At 62.4% G+C, this 17,222-nt stretch carries 17 protein-coding genes and 1 pseudogene; 4 read left to right on the top strand and 14 right to left on the bottom strand.

What is annotated here, in order from left to right; translation table 11 throughout:
• Positions 1 to 19: 19 nt before the first annotated feature.
• Together NKJ23_RS04625 and NKJ23_RS04620 are read right to left on the bottom strand one after the other, a co-directional pair.
• Complete coding sequence (locus NKJ23_RS04625; protein ID WP_023722279.1) at positions 20 to 436, bottom strand: hypothetical protein; 417 nt, start codon at positions 434 to 436, stop codon at positions 20 to 22.
• Positions 433 to 1,095 (bottom strand): nucleotidyltransferase domain-containing protein, encoded by a 663-nt coding sequence (locus NKJ23_RS04620; protein ID WP_352644342.1) that lies wholly within the window; start codon positions 1,093 to 1,095, stop codon positions 433 to 435. The genes NKJ23_RS04625 and NKJ23_RS04620 overlap by 4 nt, the downstream gene beginning before the upstream one ends.
• An 846-nt stretch (positions 1,096 to 1,941) precedes the next feature.
• Between NKJ23_RS04620 and NKJ23_RS04615 the strand changes: the two genes are divergently transcribed.
• The 4 genes from NKJ23_RS04615 to NKJ23_RS04600 all read left to right on the top strand — a co-directional run bounded on the left by NKJ23_RS04615 (position 1,942) and on the right by NKJ23_RS04600 (position 3,565).
• Positions 1,942 to 2,151 carry a hypothetical protein gene (locus NKJ23_RS04615; protein WP_352678584.1) on the top strand — a complete coding sequence of 70 codons (210 nt, stop codon included), beginning with the start codon at positions 1,942 to 1,944 and terminating at the stop codon, positions 2,149 to 2,151.
• 28 nt (positions 2,152 to 2,179) lie between these two features.
• Positions 2,180 to 2,521, top strand: coding sequence for a hypothetical protein (locus NKJ23_RS04610; protein WP_352621740.1), 342 nt, complete (start codon positions 2,180 to 2,182; stop codon positions 2,519 to 2,521).
• A 268-nt stretch (positions 2,522 to 2,789) separates the two neighbouring features.
• Entirely contained in the window at positions 2,790 to 3,053 is a 264-nt protein-coding gene (locus tag NKJ23_RS04605) for a hypothetical protein (protein ID WP_352678582.1), read from the top strand.
• A 257-nt stretch (positions 3,054 to 3,310) separates the two neighbouring features.
• Entirely contained in the window at positions 3,311 to 3,565 is a 255-nt protein-coding gene (locus NKJ23_RS04600; RefSeq protein ID WP_352638206.1) for a DUF982 domain-containing protein, read from the top strand.
• Positions 3,566 to 3,917: 352 nt separating this feature from the next.
• Here the strand turns inward: NKJ23_RS04600 and NKJ23_RS04595 are convergent, their stop codons facing one another.
• From NKJ23_RS04595 to NKJ23_RS04540, 12 genes and pseudogenes are all read right to left on the bottom strand, one after another.
• Positions 3,918 to 4,373, bottom strand: coding sequence for a Ros/MucR family transcriptional regulator (locus NKJ23_RS04595; RefSeq protein ID WP_352678579.1), 456 nt, complete (start codon positions 4,371 to 4,373; stop codon positions 3,918 to 3,920).
• Positions 4,374 to 4,541: 168 nt separating this feature from the next.
• Positions 4,542 to 4,724: pseudogene (locus tag NKJ23_RS04590) on the bottom strand (biotin/lipoyl-containing protein); the annotation flags it as partial.
• 340 nt (positions 4,725 to 5,064) lie between these two features.
• Complete coding sequence (locus NKJ23_RS04585; RefSeq protein ID WP_352678577.1) at positions 5,065 to 5,946, bottom strand: SMP-30/gluconolactonase/LRE family protein; 882 nt, start codon at positions 5,944 to 5,946, stop codon at positions 5,065 to 5,067.
• A 2-nt stretch (positions 5,947 to 5,948) separates the two neighbouring features.
• Complete coding sequence (locus tag NKJ23_RS04580; RefSeq protein WP_352678574.1) at positions 5,949 to 6,917, bottom strand: ABC transporter permease; 969 nt, start codon at positions 6,915 to 6,917, stop codon at positions 5,949 to 5,951.
• Positions 6,914 to 7,891, bottom strand: a complete 978-nt coding sequence (locus NKJ23_RS04575; RefSeq protein ID WP_352678571.1) for an ABC transporter permease — start codon at positions 7,889 to 7,891, stop codon at positions 6,914 to 6,916. Before NKJ23_RS04575 ends, NKJ23_RS04580 begins: the two co-directional genes overlap by 4 nt.
• Positions 7,892 to 7,945: 54 nt before the next feature.
• Complete coding sequence (locus NKJ23_RS04570; RefSeq protein WP_352678568.1) at positions 7,946 to 9,448, bottom strand: sugar ABC transporter ATP-binding protein; 1,503 nt, start codon at positions 9,446 to 9,448, stop codon at positions 7,946 to 7,948.
• Positions 9,449 to 9,515: 67 nt separating this feature from the next.
• Positions 9,516 to 10,583, bottom strand: coding sequence for a substrate-binding domain-containing protein (locus tag NKJ23_RS04565; RefSeq protein WP_352678566.1), 1,068 nt, complete (start codon positions 10,581 to 10,583; stop codon positions 9,516 to 9,518).
• A gap of 159 nt (positions 10,584 to 10,742) precedes the next feature.
• Positions 10,743 to 11,807 (bottom strand): sugar ABC transporter substrate-binding protein, encoded by a 1,065-nt coding sequence (locus tag NKJ23_RS04560; protein ID WP_352678563.1) that lies wholly within the window; start codon positions 11,805 to 11,807, stop codon positions 10,743 to 10,745.
• A 292-nt stretch (positions 11,808 to 12,099) separates the two neighbouring features.
• Positions 12,100 to 12,870: a GntR family transcriptional regulator gene (locus NKJ23_RS04555; RefSeq protein WP_352678560.1), complete on the bottom strand. Its 771-nt coding sequence runs from the start codon at positions 12,868 to 12,870 to the stop codon at positions 12,100 to 12,102.
• A gap of 123 nt (positions 12,871 to 12,993) precedes the next feature.
• Entirely contained in the window at positions 12,994 to 13,722 is a 729-nt protein-coding gene (locus tag NKJ23_RS04550; protein ID WP_352678557.1) for an E3 binding domain-containing protein, read from the bottom strand.
• Positions 13,719 to 14,729, bottom strand: a complete 1,011-nt coding sequence (locus NKJ23_RS04545; RefSeq protein WP_352678554.1) for a C-terminal binding protein — start codon at positions 14,727 to 14,729, stop codon at positions 13,719 to 13,721. Before NKJ23_RS04545 ends, NKJ23_RS04550 begins: the two co-directional genes overlap by 4 nt.
• Before the next feature lie 34 nt (positions 14,730 to 14,763).
• Entirely contained in the window at positions 14,764 to 17,157 is a 2,394-nt protein-coding gene (locus tag NKJ23_RS04540; RefSeq protein ID WP_352678551.1) for a thiamine pyrophosphate-dependent enzyme, read from the bottom strand.
• Positions 17,158 to 17,222: the final 65 nt, after the last annotated feature.

Here is a 17,222-nt window from a genome sequence, read left to right as displayed (position 1 = left end):
ATGCCGCCTCCATTGCTGATCAGACTTCCAGTTCTTTTTCCGCCCACTCCGCGAACTTTTCCAACTTGTCGAGCAAGCTCTCCGCTTCGGGTAATGATTTTGCCCTGATTCCGTATTGAGTTTCGTCCTTCTCATCGAGGATGCTCCGCAACCTGCTGGCCTGCGCTGCAGGAAGGCGATTTCCAAGCGCGTCGCGCATGGTTTTCACCACGGCCGCATGATCCGCGCGGTTGATCTTTCCTGCAAATCGGGCAGTGAGCGCATCGGCGTATGCTATTGCCGCATTCACGATCTGCGACATAGCCGGATTTCCGATGTCACCCGTTCCGGACATTGCCACCTCTAAACGGGCAGCCTTCAAATATGAGCGGGCGATGCGCAATCGCCCCTCGCCAAAGCCTGTCTCGACTGCTTTCGTCGCACCTCTTCTGGTCATGCCAACGCCTTCCGGCGAGTTTTTGTTGCGAGTTCGTCCGGGCGTGAACCCAAGACGAGCAGGGCATTGGCTTCGACCCCGCCCCACCACGGGTCTCGCGTGCTCGACAGCCTTGCCACATCCTCCGGAGTGAGTCCCACGACCGAGGGGTTGAAGCCAAGCTTTTGACCTTGGGTCACCAGTGCCTCACGGATTTCTTGGAGCGCGCTCTCTAGCTTTTCGGATGGCGTAACCACTGCGATGTCGAGATCGCTGTCTGGACGGTCCTCGCCCCTCGCTACGCTGCCGTAAATCCAGGCCGCGAGTACGTTCGGCCGAACTGCGGAGACCGCCTCAGTGATTACGGCGCGAATATTGGAATACCGAAGCGCCTCCTGCTCGAAGAGGGCTTCCAGTGATGTCGCCAGCGGATGGCGATCATTCAACCGGTAAAGACGAGCCCTGCCCGTTCCCTCTGAAGATACGATGCCAATTCCTTCCAAGGTTGCGAGAGCAGACCACACGCTTGCCCTTGCAAGCCCGCTACGAGTCGCAAGCAATGGAGAAGAAAGCAAGCCGCCGTGGCGCGACAATTCCCGGAGCAATCTTACGCTTGCTTCGGTGCCGAGCATAATGGTGAGTGGATAGCGCAAAGCGCTTTGAGCGGTCGAGCGTGCCATGGCGCAAGTTCCCTCTGCTGTGGACTCATAGCACATCACTCGTCGGATATCAAATCGGATGTTTTGTTTTCTAAACGAACGTCCTGTTGTCTGAATCCTGGACGGTTGCTGCGCCACGTTTGCATCTGGACCTGATGGGTTTTAGCGGCTTGTTCCAGCCGACCATGTGGCCACGTCATTGGCCCTGAAGCGGCCGACATGGTAGCAGTGCCGCACTCGACGATGAGCAGCATGTTGGCCTTGGCGGCACGCCATACGCACTCCATCGCCCGGCCATGGTCATTTCCGCGTGGAGTAGTCCTCCGAGAGCGGTAGGAGACCAAGGTTCGGCATGCGGTAGTTAGGCTCCTTCTCCGCGACAGTGGCCAACACCTCGTGCAATTTGTCGACCAGCCCAACCATTCGCTTTGAGGTTGAGTTGCGCCGAAAGCGCCACCTCGCGAAGGCTTAGTGCTTCCCTTATGATCCCCTCAGCGTCCCGAGCAAACAGTCTGTCATACCGGCTTTTTCGTCTGCCCATGCGGCTCTCCATGGCTGTGAGCACTGCCTCACGTGCCGTCAATAAATACGAACCTATTCCTCGCTGAGTCAATTAGTCCTTGACTCTTTTGTTCCGTTTTTGTTCTCTGTGGCCAGGAACGTTTGGAGCAATCGCCATGGACCACATCGTGACACTGGACAGCCGCCAAGAAGCAGCCCTCCAGGCCGTCGCCGACAAATTCATTGCCCAGCACAAGGGCGACGCGGTGAAGGCGCTGAAGGACATGATCGTACTCACTGGCCACCTTCACGATCGCCTTGACGAACTCTCGGCTCGGCGTCGGGCAAGATTTAGGAGGGACCCCGATGAGCATCATGCACCTGGACGCGGCGGCTAAAGCCGAACTGCACTCGGAGGCGGAGAAGCTCATCGCCCGCTACGAGAGTCCCCTGGAGACCGTCAAGGCGCTCATGGCTTACAACTGCGAGCTTGAGACCCAAATACTTGCCCTCGCTTACCGACACCCGGAGCTGGTGCAGGTCAGCTACAACGACACGCCACCTGTGTTGGGGTGATCACGGCGGAGGCCAGAGCAAACAGACCATGCAGGACCTTATCACTTTTCTAGAAGTCAACGTGGTGCTGGTGTTGGCGAACCCGGCCGCCTTTGCCACGTTTGCCGTTCTGATGGGAGGAGGCGGATTTGTCGTTGGCCGCTACTTGCTAACCGAACGTCTCGCCAATCTGGAAAGCCGCATTGTTAGACGTGACGAGGAAATCGCTGAGCTGAAAGCAAAGAAGAAAGTACAACATCGGGAGCCGCCGATGGTGCCCATAATCGGTACTGTTGCAATTGGTCCCACCAACCGAAGCGGCCCTGTAAATCTGGCTATCGGACAAGCCCGACGTAGAAGCGGCCGGGCGACCGCCAATGGAGGACAATGAGGTCGAATGATCGACGGTTGCCCTAACGCGCTGGTTGAGGCGACCATCGCGGTCACCTCTCTATCGTCGGCATGGGGGTGATCATTCTCGACAGCATCCTGCTGCGCCTCAGGGAGCGAACGCTCTGGCCGAGGCTTTGGCTGATTTTCCAAAACCCGCCGCGACCTGCCGAGTGCAACGCGCACAGGCTCTTCAAAACGGTGGTCTTGCACGCGCACCTCCCGAGTCTCGAACGCGACCCAATCCTCGGTCATGATAGGTTCCCGCCATGTCTGATCATATTCTGCCCGGTCAAAAGAAGCCCAAGCTAACCGTCGTCGTGGCGTTCGATCGTGGCGAGGACGGCGAACTGTTTCCCGCCTTTGGTCCGGCCGATCAGCAAAGCGAGGAACGCGCCATCCGCACCGGTCAGGCGCTCGCAGGGAAGCATGTTGGCGTAATCGCATGGAGCCGCGACGCCGACCCGGCTATTGGCGACTATGGCCCGCCGACCGTGCTATTCACCAGCGGTGACGTGCCGGATATGGAGTAAATTCAGCCCCGAGATTCCATTTCGCAGTGTTCGGAGAACTCCCCTTCACCGGGTATTTGTGGATCATTTATTGGGTAACGCCGCTCTTGGCGATACGCTCTTCGAAACTCGGTGCCAGCCCGACGTGCTGAAGCACTGGCCAGCGTCCATCGCGGCGGCAGCTTCTGGGCCAAGCGGATGCCTTCAGTTACTTGCGGACGTTTGATGTGGCGCAAAGGATCCGCAGAAGCTAACATAACTTGTTCTTGGAGGCTGTCGTGCGTACGAGACGTTTCAGAAAGCCCGTCGTCGTTCAACCCGGCCGGATCGATCGCGACAGAGTTGTTGCGTCGGTATCCGACGCGGCCGAAGTTCTGCTGAGGGATTGGCCGAGGCCGGAGGGCAAGTCGCGGCTCGCTGCAATCGAAGCATGCCTTGCCGTAATCCGTGGAGAAAAACCACCAAGGATAGCGCGCCAGGCGTTCATCGCTGCTGCCAAGGAGGCCAGGATATTGCTCGGGGAAGAAATTTAGGCTTACCCAGCACCCGTATGGGCATGCCCTTGAAGCACGGAGCGCTGCTGGATTCGGCAGCTTTGTTGCTTTGTGGCATCGAGCAGAGCGTGACGTATCGATGTAGTGCGATTTTATCGATATGATTTGATTGTCTGTCGAGGGCGACGATGTATCGGCTCGACTTGTCGATCGCACATTGATCGACCTCTCCTGCCCCGTCAGGATACGAGGACGTCAAGACGCAAGCCGTGCTGAAGCTTGTGTTGTGGCGTGAGCGGCGCTTACTGAACCGCGAAGCCAGGCAGCTCATTCCCAGCCAGGCCACCTAGACCATCTAGACCTGACGGCATGGCCCGAACGTCGTGCACTGTCAGGCGTTGGCCTTGCGCTTTGCTGGTGCTTTCCTTGGCGGCGTCTTGGCAACCGCCTTGCGGCCGAGACCGGCAGCTTTGGCAAGCGCAGACCGCTGAGCCGCATAGCTGGGCGCTACCATAGGATAGTCCCATGCCAAACCCCACTTGGCTCTGTACTCATCAGGTGTCATGCCAAGCAAGCCCAGGTGGCGCTTCATCGACTTGAACTTGCGCCCGTTCTCAAGGCTTATAATGTATTCGGGAAAGATCGACTTCTTAGGATTTACCGCGGGCGTAAGTATTGGCGATGGTGCAGCGACCGGCTCAGCCAGGCCAGACAACGCAGAATTAACACTGGCGATCAAATTCGGCAGATCCGCCACGGGCGTTGCGTTGCTCTGGACATAGGCTGCGACGATATCTGCTGTCATCCCTAGCAGATCAGCCCTTCGCTGCCCAATTGCTTCATCCATCAAAATCGTTCCCTTGTTGATCTCCGGCGTTCCTATTTGGAAAATTCGGCCTGCGCAATTGCAAACAATGATTATTTGACGCTAGATTACTCCAAGGCCGACTGTGCTGGTCATCTCCTGCGACATGCGTGTGTGCGGCCGATTTCCCTTCAGGTGTAGCACCCTTATTCACCCGAATGCGATCAGCAGATCGTTGGCATTATCTGGTCACTGGCCTTGATCTGCACTTCGGCGATGGTGCTGTCGCACTCGGCATGCAGCGCCGTTCCATCTCATCGCTTCGATCGAAAGCAGCAGATTGCCGGCCTTCACCGCCTGGACGGCAGCGACCGAGAGCGCCGAGACGACGCCATCGCGGCGATACCCAAAGCCCAGTGGGAAGCAGCCACGGCGCTCGGTATACGCTGCGGCTGGTGATCATCCCGCAAGCGGTGCGGCTGATGCTGCCACTGACCGTCGGCTTCATGGTGCAGATCGTCAAGGCGACATCCATCGCCTCGCCGATCGGGCTGACCGAGCTTGCCGGCGCCGCCACACAGGTCAAAATCGTGACCTTCCAGCCGGTCGTGGCGTTCGGCACGGTGTCGATCATCTACTTCGCGCTGTGCTGGCCGCTATCGCTCTATGCAGGCTATCTGGATACGCAAAGTCGAGACACCGCTGATCATGCCGGCTGTTTAGCCAAAGCGGGTCAGCCCTTGAACGCCGGCAAGATAAGGCCCTTGACGCCGACATCGAGCGCGAACAATCCGCCCGGATTCTTCTGGCGAAGGAAATGTCTGTCCGGGCGCTTGAGCACCGCCGAGGTGACATAGAGGATGTCGAGATCCCTGCCGCCGAATTCGCAGCAGGTCGGCAGGTCGGTCGGCAAGACCACGGTTTCCATCAGTTCGCCGTCAGGATCATAGCGGCAGACTTTGCCGGTCACTGGGATGGTCACCCAGTAGCAGCCTTCGGCATCGACGGTGGCACCGTCGGCGACGCCGCCGGTTGCCCTCATGTCGATGAAGGTGCGGCGGTTCTCGATGTCGCCGCTGGCGGGGTCGAAATCATAGGCCCATACCGCGCCGGCATGGCTGTCGGAGAAATACATGGTTTTTGAATCCGGGCTCCAGGCCAGACCGTTCGAGCAGCCGATGGCGTCGATCATCTTGTGGACCGAAAGGTCGGGATCGAGCCGGTAAAGGGCGCCGATGAATTCGACTGGCTGACCCGGCACCTCGAACATCGTGCCCGACCAGAAGCGGCCCTGGCGATCCGGCTTGCCGTCGTTGAAGCGGGTCTTCGGCATATGCGCTTCCGGATCGACGATCGCTTCGAACTTGCCGGTCGCGGGATCGAAGAAATGGAAGCCGTTGGTCATGGTCAGGACCAGGCCGCCCTTCTCGCGCAAGCCAAGGCAGCCGAGATATTCCGGGGTCTCGAAGACCTCGTCCTTACCGCTTAAAGGATCGTAGCGATGGATCAGCTTCTTCCAGATATCGATCCACCAGAGAACGCCGGCCTTGGGGTCCCAAAGCGTGCCTTCGCCGAGTTCGGCTCTGGCATCGACGACACAGGTGATTTCGACCATGGTCAGCTCTCTTTTCTGCCCAGCTTGCCGCCAAGCCCGGCGAAGGTTTCGCTGCCGATCGACACGGTGAGCAGGATCACCGCGCCGTAGACGATGAGCAGCGCGCCGCTCGACAGGTTCAGCGCAGGCAGTAGGCCGGTGAGGATGGTGAGCACCATGGCGCCGGCGACGGTCCCGAGATAATGGCCGCTGCCGCCGAGGATCGAGGCGCCGCCGATGGCGACCGCCGCGATCGAGGTGAACAGATAGGCGTCGCCCATGCCGAGATAAGCCTGGCTGGAATAGCCGGTGAGCAACATGCCGGCGAAAGCGGCGGTGAGGCCGGAGATGACATAGGTCAGGATGGTGGTGCGCGCCGTCGGCACGCCGGAGAATTCAGCGACCGTGGCGCTGGTGCCGAGCGCATAGAGATGGCGGCCGAATGCCGCCTTGGACAGCAGCAGCGTCGCCACCAGTGTCAGCGCGAGCCAGATCAGCGCGATGACCGGGAAGCCGCCGATGCGGCCGACCGACAGGAACTGGATCAAGGCCGGTGCCGAGGGTGTCGGCGAGCCCCCGGTCAGCACCAGGATCAGGCCTTGCAGGATGACATTGGTCGCGAGTGTCATGATGATCGGCGGCACGCCGAACCGGGCGACGCCGACGCCGTTGATCAGCCCGATCAAGGCGCCGCCGGCGAACAGCAGCGGCATTACCCAGACCAGCGGCAGATCCCGACCGCCGCAGAGCAGCGCCATGACGATTGCCGCCGAGTTGAGCACCCAAGGCACCGACAGGTCGATGCCGCCCGCTATGATGACAAAGGTCTGGCCGAGCGCGACGATGCCGACAAAGGCGGCCAGCACGACAGTCGAGCGCATGTTGGATACTGAGAGGAAGCCCGGCGAGAACAAAGCCGTGACCAGCAGCAGCACAACCATGCCGGCATAGGCGAGTACGATGAGGCGGTTGCGGGCAAGGAAGGCGCTCATTGGACACGGTTCCTTGCGGCTTTTTCGGCAACGGAACTGGCAAGCACCGAGAGCAGGAGGATGATGCCGGAAGCGACCGGCTGCCAGTAGCTCGACACATGCAGGACGAAGACGAGATTGCCGATGAGGGTGAGCACGAAGGCGCCGATCACCGTGCCGGCAAGATGGCCGCGACCGCCGAACAGGCTGACACCGCCGATGACCGCGGCCGCCACCGAAGGCAGGATATAGTCCTTGCCGATGGTCGGCGAACCGGCGCCGGTCTGCGTCACCAGAAACAGCGCCGCGCCCGCCGCGAACAGGCCGGACAGGCCGTAGGTGACGAGGTTGACGCGGGTGATCGAAACACCGGACAGGAAGGCCGATTTCTCGTTGGAACCAGTCGCCTGGATGGCTATGCCGACACGCGTCGCGCGAAACCACCACCAGAACACGAGCAGCGCCAGCAGCATCCAGACCGGGCTCGTCAGGCCGACGAGCTGTGCCGAGGCGAAGCCGACCCACCAGCCGGGAACGCTGCCGCCATCGGTCGGCAGGATGATCATGGCGACGCCGTTGAGGATCGACCAGGTGGCAAGCGTCACCAGGAAGGGCTGCAGCTTGAGCAGCGAGATCAGCAGGCCGTTGAGTGCGCCGATCAGGAAGCCGAGTGCCAGGATGATCAGCGCCCAAAGTGCCGTGGCCGACGGATCATCGGTGAAGCGCGTCGCCGCGATCACCGTGCCGAGGCTGATCATGCCGCCGATCGACAGGTCGATGCCGCCCCGCACCAGCACGATGGTCTGGCCGGTTGCCGCCAGCATCAGCGTCATAGCCGCGGCCGTGTCGAGGTTGAGTTCGTCCAGCGAAAAGACGCCGGACTGCAGGCTGCCATAGATGGCAACGATCAAGGCCAGCATCAGGGAGGCGACAAGGAACGGCGCGCGGTCGAGCAGGCGGCCGCGCCAGTCGATGCCGGGCCTCGTCGATTTCATTTCGGCAGGTCGTTGCGCCATCCCCACAGTTTGCTCCGCGGACATCACCATGCCTCAAGCCGCCTCGCTTTCAAGCATGGCGGCGCGCAAAATGCCCGCCTCCGAGATGCGGTCGCCTTCGAGCGTCGCCGCGATGCGGCCATTGCGCATCACCAGCACCCGGTCGGCGACATGGACCAGTTCCGGCATGTCGCTGGAATGGAACAGGATCGCATAGCCCTTGGCCGCGAGGTCGCGCATCAGCTGAAAAATCTCGCCCTTGGTGCCGACATCGACGCCGCGCGTCGGATCGTACAGCAACAAAACGCGCGCCTGCGTGAGCAGCATCTTGCCGAAGATCACCTTCTGCTGGTTACCGCCGGACAGCGTGCCGGCGAGCTGTTCCGGCGTGCCTGCCTTGATGCGCAGGAAGTCGACCATTTCCTTGACCAGAGCCGCTTCCTTTTGCCGGCTGAGCAAGCCATTTTCGGTAAAACGCCTGATAACGGACAGGGTCAGGTTCTCGCGCACGCTCTTGGTCAGGAGTAGGCCCTGCCCGCGCCGGTCCTCCGGCACCAGCGCAATGCCATCCTTGCCTGTCAGCGCCTGGCGCGGATTGCCGATCGAGACCGGCTTGCCCCAGAGTTCGAGGGTGCCGCTCGCCTTGCTGGCGCCGAACAGCGCCTGGAACAGGTCGCGCTGGCCGTGGCCCTGCAGGCCGCCAACACCCAGCACCTCGCCTTCGCGCAGCGCGAAGTCGACGCCGGCGAGCCGGCTGCCGCTGGAGAAGTTCCTGACCCTCAGCGCGATGTGGTCTGTCGCTGTGGACACACGCTCCGGATAAAGCCTGTCCAGATGGCGGCCGATCATCTGCGTGACGATCTCGTTGTCCGACACGGCGTTCGCCTCGTGCGCGGCGACGGTGCTGCCATTGCGAAAGATGGTCAGCCGGTCGGCGATGGCGCGCACCTCGGCCATGCGGTGCGAAATGAAGATCACCAGCCGGCCTTCGGCCGCCAATTGCCGCGTCAAATTGAGCAGCCACTCCGCCTCCCGCGCCGGCAGCGCCGAGGTCGCTTCGTCAAGGATCAGGATGCGCGGGTCCTTGGCCAAGCCCTTGGCAATCTCGACAATCTGCCGTTCGGCCAGGGTCAGCCGCCGCAACTCCTGGTCGGGACGCAATGCCGGAAAACTATATTTGTCGAGCAGCGCCAGCGTCTTGCGACGCATCTCGCCGCGGTTGACGATGCGCAGCAATGTCCGCGGTTCGTGACGGAACCAGATATTCTGTTCGACGCTGAGATCGGGGATCAGCGACAGTTCCTGGAAGACGGCGGCGATGCCGAGCGCCTGGGCCGCGTCCGGATTGGCCGGGCGATAGTCCTGGCCATCGACCAGGATCGAGCCGCGGTCGTGCTGCACGGCGCCCGACAGGATCTGGATGAAAGTGCTTTTGCCGGCGCCATTCTCGCCGAGCAGTGCGTGCACCTCGCCGGCGCGGGCACTGAACGTCGCCTCGCTCAGCGCGACGATGCCGCCATAGCGTTTGGACAGGCCTTTGACGGTGACGAGGTCCATGAATGCGCCTTCGAAAAGCTCTCCCGACACCTTGCGACGCCGGGAGACAGGGTCGTGGGACAGGAGTTTACTTGGTACCGGCGGCTTCCGCAGCGGTGATCTCGACCCAGTCGGGCGTGATCGGCAGCGTCAGGCCGGGCGCCTGGTCCGGAAACGCATTCTTGCCGATCGCGATCTTGATCATCTTGGTGCCCGGGTAAAGCTTGGACTCGAAGGGATCGGTGGTGACGAAATCACCCTTGACCGAGACGGAGCGCTCGGCGGGCTTCTTGCCCGTGTCGAGAATGTCGACCGCGAGCTTGATCGCTTCCGAGGAGAGATAGGCAGGATTGGAGCCAAGGATGCACTTGGCGCCTTGCGTTTGCGCGCAAGTAACGGCGGCGACATTGTAGGAGAAGCCGACGACCGGGACGATCGGCCGGCCGGCATCCTTCAGCGCCTGGATGGCGCCGGAGCCGTAGCCTTGTGTCATGATGCCGTCGATTTTCGGATTGGCCGCGAGCAGGGCCGCGACCCCAGATTGTTCCGGCCCGAGCGCGTAGTTGCCGTTGTAGTAGCCGACGACCTTGATGTCGGGATATTTGGCCAGCACCTTTTCGTAGCCTTGCTGCAGCTGTGCCGAGATCGGCGCCCCGGCGAGGCCACGGTCGAGGATGATGTTGCCCTTGCCGCCAAGCTGCGTGGCCATCCACTCGGCCATCACCGAGGGAATGCGATCCCAGTCGGAAGCGACGGCAAAAGCGCAGGGTTCGGTCACCACCTGGTCGAAGCTGATGACGATGATACCGGCGTCGCAGGCCTTGTTGATGGTCGGATTCAAGGCCGAGTCCGAACCGGCATCGACAAGGATGGCGTCCGGCTTCTGGCGGATGATGTTGTTCAGCGAATTGATCTGCGCCTGGACAGTGTTCTCGACATTCTCGATCTTGAGGTCGACGCGGCCCTTCAGCGGCCCCTTGTTCACCGAAACGGTGGCGACACGCTCCATCTGCTGGCGCCAGTCATTGCCGACGAAATTGTTCGAGAGATAGATGGTGTAGGTCTTCTTGTTCTCGGCGTGGCTCGGCGCGGTGCTCACCGCGATTGCGGACATGGCAAGAGCTGCCAATCCGCCGCAAACTGTCTTCAGTTTCATGATCTCTCCTCCTTCGTGTTTCCTGCATCAGCCGGTGACGGACTTCGCCGTCTTGATGGGTGCTGCACGCAAATTGATACCGGTACCAATGCGCCTTGTCAATTTAAGCCAAGGCGCATTGGAGGAGCTTCGAGGCGAACCTTTCGCCGCCGATTTGCATCATTTCGAGCCAGCTGCCTCGGCAGGGGTAATTTCAACCCAGTCCGGGCTGACCGGAAGAAACAGACCGGGGGCCATGTCCGGAAAGGCGTTCTTGCCCATCTCGATGTTCTGCATGGCCGCGTCGGGGTACAATTCCGATGGGATCGGATCGGTGGTCAGGAAGGCATTGCGCAGCAGGATCTTTTTCTGCGCCGGCTGCTTGCCGTCGAGTATCTCCACCGCGAGCTTTAAGGCCTCGGCCGACAGATAGGCAGGATTGGGCGCAAGGATGCACTGGGCTCCTTTCGTCTGGGCACAGGTCGTCGTCGTCAGGTTGAAGGGGCTGCCGGTGATGGGAACGATCGGGCGACCGGCATCCTGCAGCGCCTTGATCGCCCCGGCGCCGTAGCCCTGGACGAATATAGCGTCGACTTGCGGGTGCGCGGCCAGCAGGCTGGCGACGCCGGCCTGCTCAGGCCCCAGCGCATAGTCGCCGTTGAAATAGCCGACCACTTCGATGCCGGGATAATTCTTGATGACTTCTTCGAAACCGCCTTGCAACTGGGCGGAGATCGGCGCGCCGGCAAGCCCGCGATCGACGAGGATCTTGCCTTTGCCGTCGAGTTTCTTGACCAGCCATTCGGCTTCCACGCGCGGCGCCCGGCCCCAGTCGGACTCCATCGTGTAAGCGCAGGGCGCGCTGACGATCTGATCGAAGGCAATGATCACAATGCCGGCGTTGCAAGCCTTCTCGATCGTCGGGTTGAGCGCCTCGCCCGAGCCCGCATCGATGACGATGGCGTCGGGCTTGTTGCGAATGATGTTGTTCAGCGAATTGATCTGCGCCTGGACCGTTGTCTCGACGACCTCGACCTTGAGATCGACACGGCCGGCAAGCGGTGGCTTCTTGACCGCGATATCGGCGCTGCGCAGCATCTGCTGGCGCCAGTCGTTGCCGACGAAATTGTTGGACAGATAAATGACGTAGGGCCTCTTGTCCTGTGCGTTGGCCGGCACGGCATCGATCGACAGCAAAGTCGCCGCAACCACCGCAAGCCCGGCGAAAAATGCGCCTGCTTTCATGATTTCCTCCTCCCGTGTTTGTTATCGGCCGCGCGAGCGCCGCCGCCTATCAAGTACCTTCGAGGCACACCCCCTTATGAACAGACTTTGTTTTTGTGCATGCCGTGATCCCAGAACCACTGCGCACTTTGGGCGACATGCACCAAATGCAGACGTCGGATGCGGCCGTGCATCCATGTTGACCGCGGTTTCCCGGCGCAGCCTTCATCCAGCTATGATGCTATTATAATTTTATAAAGCTGTCCATGGCCGAGACGGGGAAATCGGCGCGCGATAATCCGCCGATTGGGAATCAGGCCAGATCGTTCGGTGCGTCGTAGCTGATGCTGAAGAGATCGGCCGGATGCCGCGCAATGGTGAATTCGATGCTCTGCTGGTCGGCCGACTGATAGAGCATCTCCACACTCAGGACCGCACTGCCGAGAGCGATGCCGAGGTCTTCCGCGATGGCGTCATCGGCGATCTCGGCGCGGACCGTGACATGCGCGACGTCCAGCCGCAGGCCGAGATGCCGTTGCACCGAACGAAAGATCAGCACGTCGGAAAAATCCTCTCGCTTCAGCTTGGCTCCGACGGCCGGCGGGAAATAGCTGGTGATCTGAGCCTTCCTCTGCTCACCCACAGACAGGATGCCGCGCAAGCAGTAGCCCGCTTCGTCCTTGCCCATGCCGAAATGGCGCTGGAGCACCGGGGAGACCTCCTTGCGATAGGATTTCACCGTCAGTTGCGCGTCCTTGGTGAAGGCCGCCATGTCGGCGAAGTTCTTGAATTTCCAGCTCAGGTTGACCGATGGATTGCGCGCCGTGACCACAGCCGGTTTGGCCGACCGCTTCCTGATCAGCCCGTCGGCCTCGAGGTCACGCAACGCTTGCCGTACGGTGATCAGGCTGACGCCGAAATGTTCGGCGATGGTCGCCTCCTTCGGCAGTTCGCCGCCGACGGGAAAGGTGCCGTTCCCGATCGGCTCGCGCAGGATATCGGCGAGTTGGCGGTAAAGCGGGCCGTTGGCGCGACCAAGTGTGCGCTTGGGAAGACTGTCGATGGTGGGAACGGAGTGATCCATGTGCCTCGTCGCGCCTGTGTCGAAGCTTTTATAATAGCTTCCTGTGCCGGAGGCTATTGCATGTCACCCAAAAGTGGCTCCGGTTTTGGGATCAAAAAACAAGCCCGACGATCATCAACCGTCTCAGACGAAGAGCCGAAGCGGATGCTCGATCGCGGCTTTCAGGCTCGAAAGCCATAAGGCCGCCGCTGCCTCGTCAATGCTTCCCGTATCCGCCATCAGCAGGCACTCGGCGTGATTGCCTGATGTGTCGAGCGAGACGGTCAAGCGCATGGCGCGGCTTGGCAGAAGCGGCATCATGAGCGGCCTGACGTCGCTTGCCGGCAGCACCCGCAGGGACAATGCGGCGGGTTTTTCCGCATCGTCGCGACTGTCGGCCAAAGCAGTGAGCCGCGTCTCCCACAGCGATGTCAGAGACATTTCGGGGATCATGGCGAACACGGCTTGCCGGCCCGCCAGTTCCAGCGCCACAGATGCCATGCCGATCCTGGCGGCGTCCGGTATCTGGGCAAATGCTCTGCCCGCCGCGCGCAGCAGCACGTCGTCAATGTCGAACAGCCTTCCAGAGCTCTCCAGTGCCGCCAGCAGGTCTCGCAGCGCGCCGAGGGCAACGGACGTGGCAAAGGCAGCGATCCGGGACGCAGCAGTGGAAGGCTCCGCCGCTGGGGCGGCGATATCAGGCGAAACGACCAGCGTGGCAGCCGGAACGTAGCCGGTGACATCGGCAGCGAGGATGCGGCCACCGGGGCCGCTGCCGCGAAGGGCTTCGAGCGGCAGCGCACGCTCGCGCGCCAGGCGGCGGGCGTATGGGGAAACCGCGAGACGCCTTGCCTGCGCCGCCATTGCGTTCATTTCAAATACTCTGAATTGACGCAGTTGGTCAGCCGCCCCTCCGCAAGATATGCGTGCACGACCTCGATCGATTTCAGCCGGAGATCGCGCATCGATGCCGGGCTGTAGAAGGCGGCGTGGGGGGTGACGATCAGGCGGTTGGCGATCCATGCTTCGCGGCGTCGCCATGCCGCCAGCAGCGGATGTTCGAGATCGCCGGGTTCGCTTGGCAGCACGTCGAGCCCCGCGCCGGTGACGGTACCCGCGCGCATGGCTGCTTCGAGCAAGTCGAGATCGACGATCGGGCCGCGCGCGGTGTTGATCAGCACAAGCCCGGGCCTGGCCGCGGCGAAGGCCGCCGCGCCAAGCAGCTTGCGGGTTTCCTCGCTCAATGGCGTGTGGACGCTCACCACATCCGCGCGCGCCATGAGCTCGGCCAACGAATGGACCCGCTCGTAGCCTGTCGACAAGTTGACGCCGGACGACAGATGCGGGTCGTAGAACACCACCTTCATGTCGAAGGCGGCTGCGCGGCGGGCCGTGGCGAGGCCGATGCGGCCAAGTCCGACAATGCCGAAGGTGGCGCCCTTATGCCGGCGCACCAGCGGCGCTTTGGAGAAATGCCAGCCTTCGGCGCCATTGCCGGTGAGTTCCGCGCCATAGGCGGAGGTGCCGCGCGTCAGCGCCAGCATCAGGCCGATGGCGTGGTCGGCGACTTCGGTTGTACCATAGTCCGGCACATTGCAGGCCGGTATCTTGCGGGCGCCCCAGCCTGCCGTGTCGATGTTGTCGAAGCCGACGCCCGAGCGTACCGCGATCCTGGCCTTGGGAAACGCGGTGGGAGCGGCAGCGACATTGTGGGTCGGCGAATAGTTGATGACCGCATCGGCGGTCTCGCAGGCCGACGGATCGAGCATGGCTGGCTTGTCGTTGGTCGATCTGGCGAGGATGAACTCGATGTCGGGATAGTGCTCGCGCTCGAGTTCGGCTTCATCGGCGGCTTGCCAGTTGGCGCACAGGATCTTCATGCTTGCCCTTCGGATTTTACAGGGAGAGTGGTGACTATTTCTTGATGCCGCCAATGCGGCCGCCCATCGGCACCACGGCGCCGACCGGCTGGTCGATCGCGGCAAGCGTGCCGCTGACTGGCGCCTCGATCTCGACCACGGCCTTGTCGGTCTCGATCTCGGCGACCAGTTCGCCTTCCTTGACCGCATCGCCGACCGCTTTCCGCCATTTGATGACGGTGCCTTCGCTGACGGTGAGATCGCCGAACGGCATCGTCACCGGCTCGTCGTCGCCGGCGGCGGCGGGTACCTGCGGCGCAGCGGGCGCAACCTTGGCGGGAGCAGGTGCCGATTTAGCAGGTGCGGCACTTTTCAGGCCGACCGTGTACCAGTGATCGGGAATCGGCGGCTTGCCGGCGATGACGTCGCGCACGCCCTGGACGATGCGCGCCGTGTCGACCAGCATGGCGCGTTCCAGCACGGGCGCGAAGGGATGCGAGGTCGGCGCGGTGTGCAGCCTTCCGGGCGGAGCGTCGAGGTCATCGAAGGCAAGTTCGTTGATGGCTTGCGCGATCTCGCCACCCAGGCCGCACATCGCCCAGGCCTCGTCGACGATGAGCAGGCGATGGGTCTTGCGCACGCTGGCGACGATCGTCTCGATGTCGAGCGGCATGATGGTGCGCGGATCGATCACCTCGGCTTCGATGCCTTCGGCCGCCAATGCCCCCGCCGCTTCAATCGCGCGCTGCACCATCTGCCCTGCGGCAACGACGGTGATGTCGGTGCCGGCCCGCGCGATGCGCGCGACTCCGAACGGGACAAAATGTTCGCCAAGCGGCACCTCGCCCTTGGAGGCGAACAGCGCCTTGGGTTCGAGCATGATGACAGGATCGCCGGCCCTCAGCGCTGTCTTCATCAGCCCCTTGGCATCCGCGGGGCTCGAGGGAACGCAGACGATGAGGCCCGGCATATGGGCGAAGACCGGATGATAGATGCCGCTGTGGTGCGGGCCGGAGCTGCGCAGCGCGCCGGCGCCGACGCGCACCACCATCGGCGCGCTCATCAGGCCGCTGGTCATGTAGCGCAGCTTGGCGGCCTGCAGGAAGATCTGGCCGGCGGTCTCGAAGGCGAAGTCGGCAAACATCAGGTCGGAGACCGTGCGCGCGCCGGTAGCCGAGGCGCCGACGGCGGCGGCGGTGAAGCCCTGTTCGGAAATCGGCGTATCGACCATGCGCTCGGCGCCGAACTCCTGCCAGAGGTTCCTGGTGTGGGCGAAGCTGCCGCCGCGCTCCCCGGTGCCTTCGCCAAAATAGAGGATTGCCGGATTGGCGCGCATTTCCTCGGCGATGCCGTCGCGTACCGCCTCGAGCCAGCCTTGCGTGCGCGTCTCGCCGACGGCGCGCGGCTGCAGCGCTGCCGGCGGGTTGATCGGATCGGCAAAGACATGCAGGCGCACCGTTGCCGGATCGGGCTCGGGCGAATTGCGGGCAAAGCTCAGCGCTTCCTCGACCACCTTCTCGATCCGCGTTTCGATGGCGGCGAGAGCTTCCGCGTCGGCGATGCCATAGTCCTCGACCAGCTTCTTGCGGAACATGTCGATCGGATCGCGCCTGATCCAGGCGTCGAGTTCTTCCTGCGTGCGGTAGGTGCCGATGACCGGATCGCCCTCATGGTGGCCGACGGTGCGATAGGTCTTGGCCTCGATCAGCGTCGGACCTTTGCCGGCACGGGCGCGCTCAGTCGCTTCCTTCATGGCGAGCCAGACGGCGAAGACGTCGTTGCCGTCGACGGCAACGCCTGGCATGCCATAGGACGCGGCCCTGGTGGCAATTTCGGGATTGAGCGTGATGGATTTCAGCGGCGTGGCGGTGGCGTAGAGATTGTTCTCGCAGACGAACACCGCCGGCGCGCGCTGCACGGCGGCAAAGTTAAGCGCCTCGTGGAAGCCACCATGATTGGCGGCGCCATCGCCGAAGAAGGCCACGCCGATGTCGTCACGGCCCTGCTGGCGGGCGCTCATACCGATGCCGACCGCATGGCCGATGCCGGCGGCGACGATGCCATTGGTGCCAAACAGGCCGACCGAACGGTCGTAGAGATGCATAGTGCCGCCACGGCCGCCGCAAATGCCGTCGACCTTGCCGAACAATTCTGCCATCACCCGGCCGGGATTGGCGCCCTTGGCCAATGCGTGGCCATGCCCTCGATGGGTCGAGGTCACCCAGTCGGTCGGCCTGAGATGCGCGCAGACACCGACGCCCGTCGCCTCCTCGCCGATATAGAGATGCAGGAAGCCGGGCGTTTCGCCCTTGCGGCAGGCGATCTGGGCGATGCTTTCGAAGCGGCGCAACAGCACCATGCGTTCGAACAGATCGAGCAGAATCTTGCGGTCGGGGAGGTTTGGCGCACCCCTGGACTCCTCGCGCGTGCGCGCCGCAGAAATTGCCACCAAAGCCTCCCTGAATACGTCTGGCGCCGGGCGGCAGAGCGCCGGCGGCGAGCTTGTTGGCCGCC

This window comes from Mesorhizobium sp. M0184 (genome assembly GCF_040322215.1).
Classification (GTDB): Bacteria; Pseudomonadota; Alphaproteobacteria; order Rhizobiales; family Rhizobiaceae; genus Mesorhizobium.
Note: the sequence above shows the minus strand (reverse complement) of the source record. Positions and strands in the feature narration are given on the sequence as shown.

Bases quoted from the DNA above. Each gene is read 5' to 3' on its own strand.
- NKJ23_RS04610 (WP_352621740.1), top strand. From the start codon at position 2,180: ATGCAGGACCTTATCACTTTTCTAGAAGTCAACGTGGTGCTGGTGTTG.
- NKJ23_RS04570 (WP_352678568.1), bottom strand. From the start codon at position 9,448: ATGGACCTCGTCACCGTCAAAGGCCTGTCCAAACGCTATGGCGGCATC.
- NKJ23_RS04555 (WP_352678560.1), bottom strand. From the start codon at position 12,870: ATGGATCACTCCGTTCCCACCATCGACAGTCTTCCCAAGCGCACACTT.
- NKJ23_RS04575 (WP_352678571.1), bottom strand. From the start codon at position 7,891: ATGAAATCGACGAGGCCCGGCATCGACTGGCGCGGCCGCCTGCTCGAC.
- NKJ23_RS04595 (WP_352678579.1), bottom strand. From the start codon at position 4,373: ATGGATGAAGCAATTGGGCAGCGAAGGGCTGATCTGCTAGGGATGACA.
- NKJ23_RS04625 (WP_023722279.1), bottom strand. From the start codon at position 436: ATGACCAGAAGAGGTGCGACGAAAGCAGTCGAGACAGGCTTTGGCGAG.
- NKJ23_RS04560 (WP_352678563.1), bottom strand. From the start codon at position 11,807: ATGAAAGCAGGCGCATTTTTCGCCGGGCTTGCGGTGGTTGCGGCGACT.
- NKJ23_RS04605 (WP_352678582.1), top strand. From the start codon at position 2,790: ATGTCTGATCATATTCTGCCCGGTCAAAAGAAGCCCAAGCTAACCGTC.
- NKJ23_RS04565 (WP_352678566.1), bottom strand. From the start codon at position 10,583: ATGAAACTGAAGACAGTTTGCGGCGGATTGGCAGCTCTTGCCATGTCC.
- NKJ23_RS04620 (WP_352644342.1), bottom strand. From the start codon at position 1,095: ATGGCACGCTCGACCGCTCAAAGCGCTTTGCGCTATCCACTCACCATT.
- NKJ23_RS04615 (WP_352678584.1), top strand. From the start codon at position 1,942: ATGAGCATCATGCACCTGGACGCGGCGGCTAAAGCCGAACTGCACTCG.
- NKJ23_RS04545 (WP_352678554.1), bottom strand. From the start codon at position 14,729: ATGAAGATCCTGTGCGCCAACTGGCAAGCCGCCGATGAAGCCGAACTC.
- NKJ23_RS04585 (WP_352678577.1), bottom strand. From the start codon at position 5,946: ATGGTCGAAATCACCTGTGTCGTCGATGCCAGAGCCGAACTCGGCGAA.
- NKJ23_RS04580 (WP_352678574.1), bottom strand. From the start codon at position 6,917: ATGAGCGCCTTCCTTGCCCGCAACCGCCTCATCGTACTCGCCTATGCC.
- NKJ23_RS04550 (WP_352678557.1), bottom strand. From the start codon at position 13,722: ATGAACGCAATGGCGGCGCAGGCAAGGCGTCTCGCGGTTTCCCCATAC.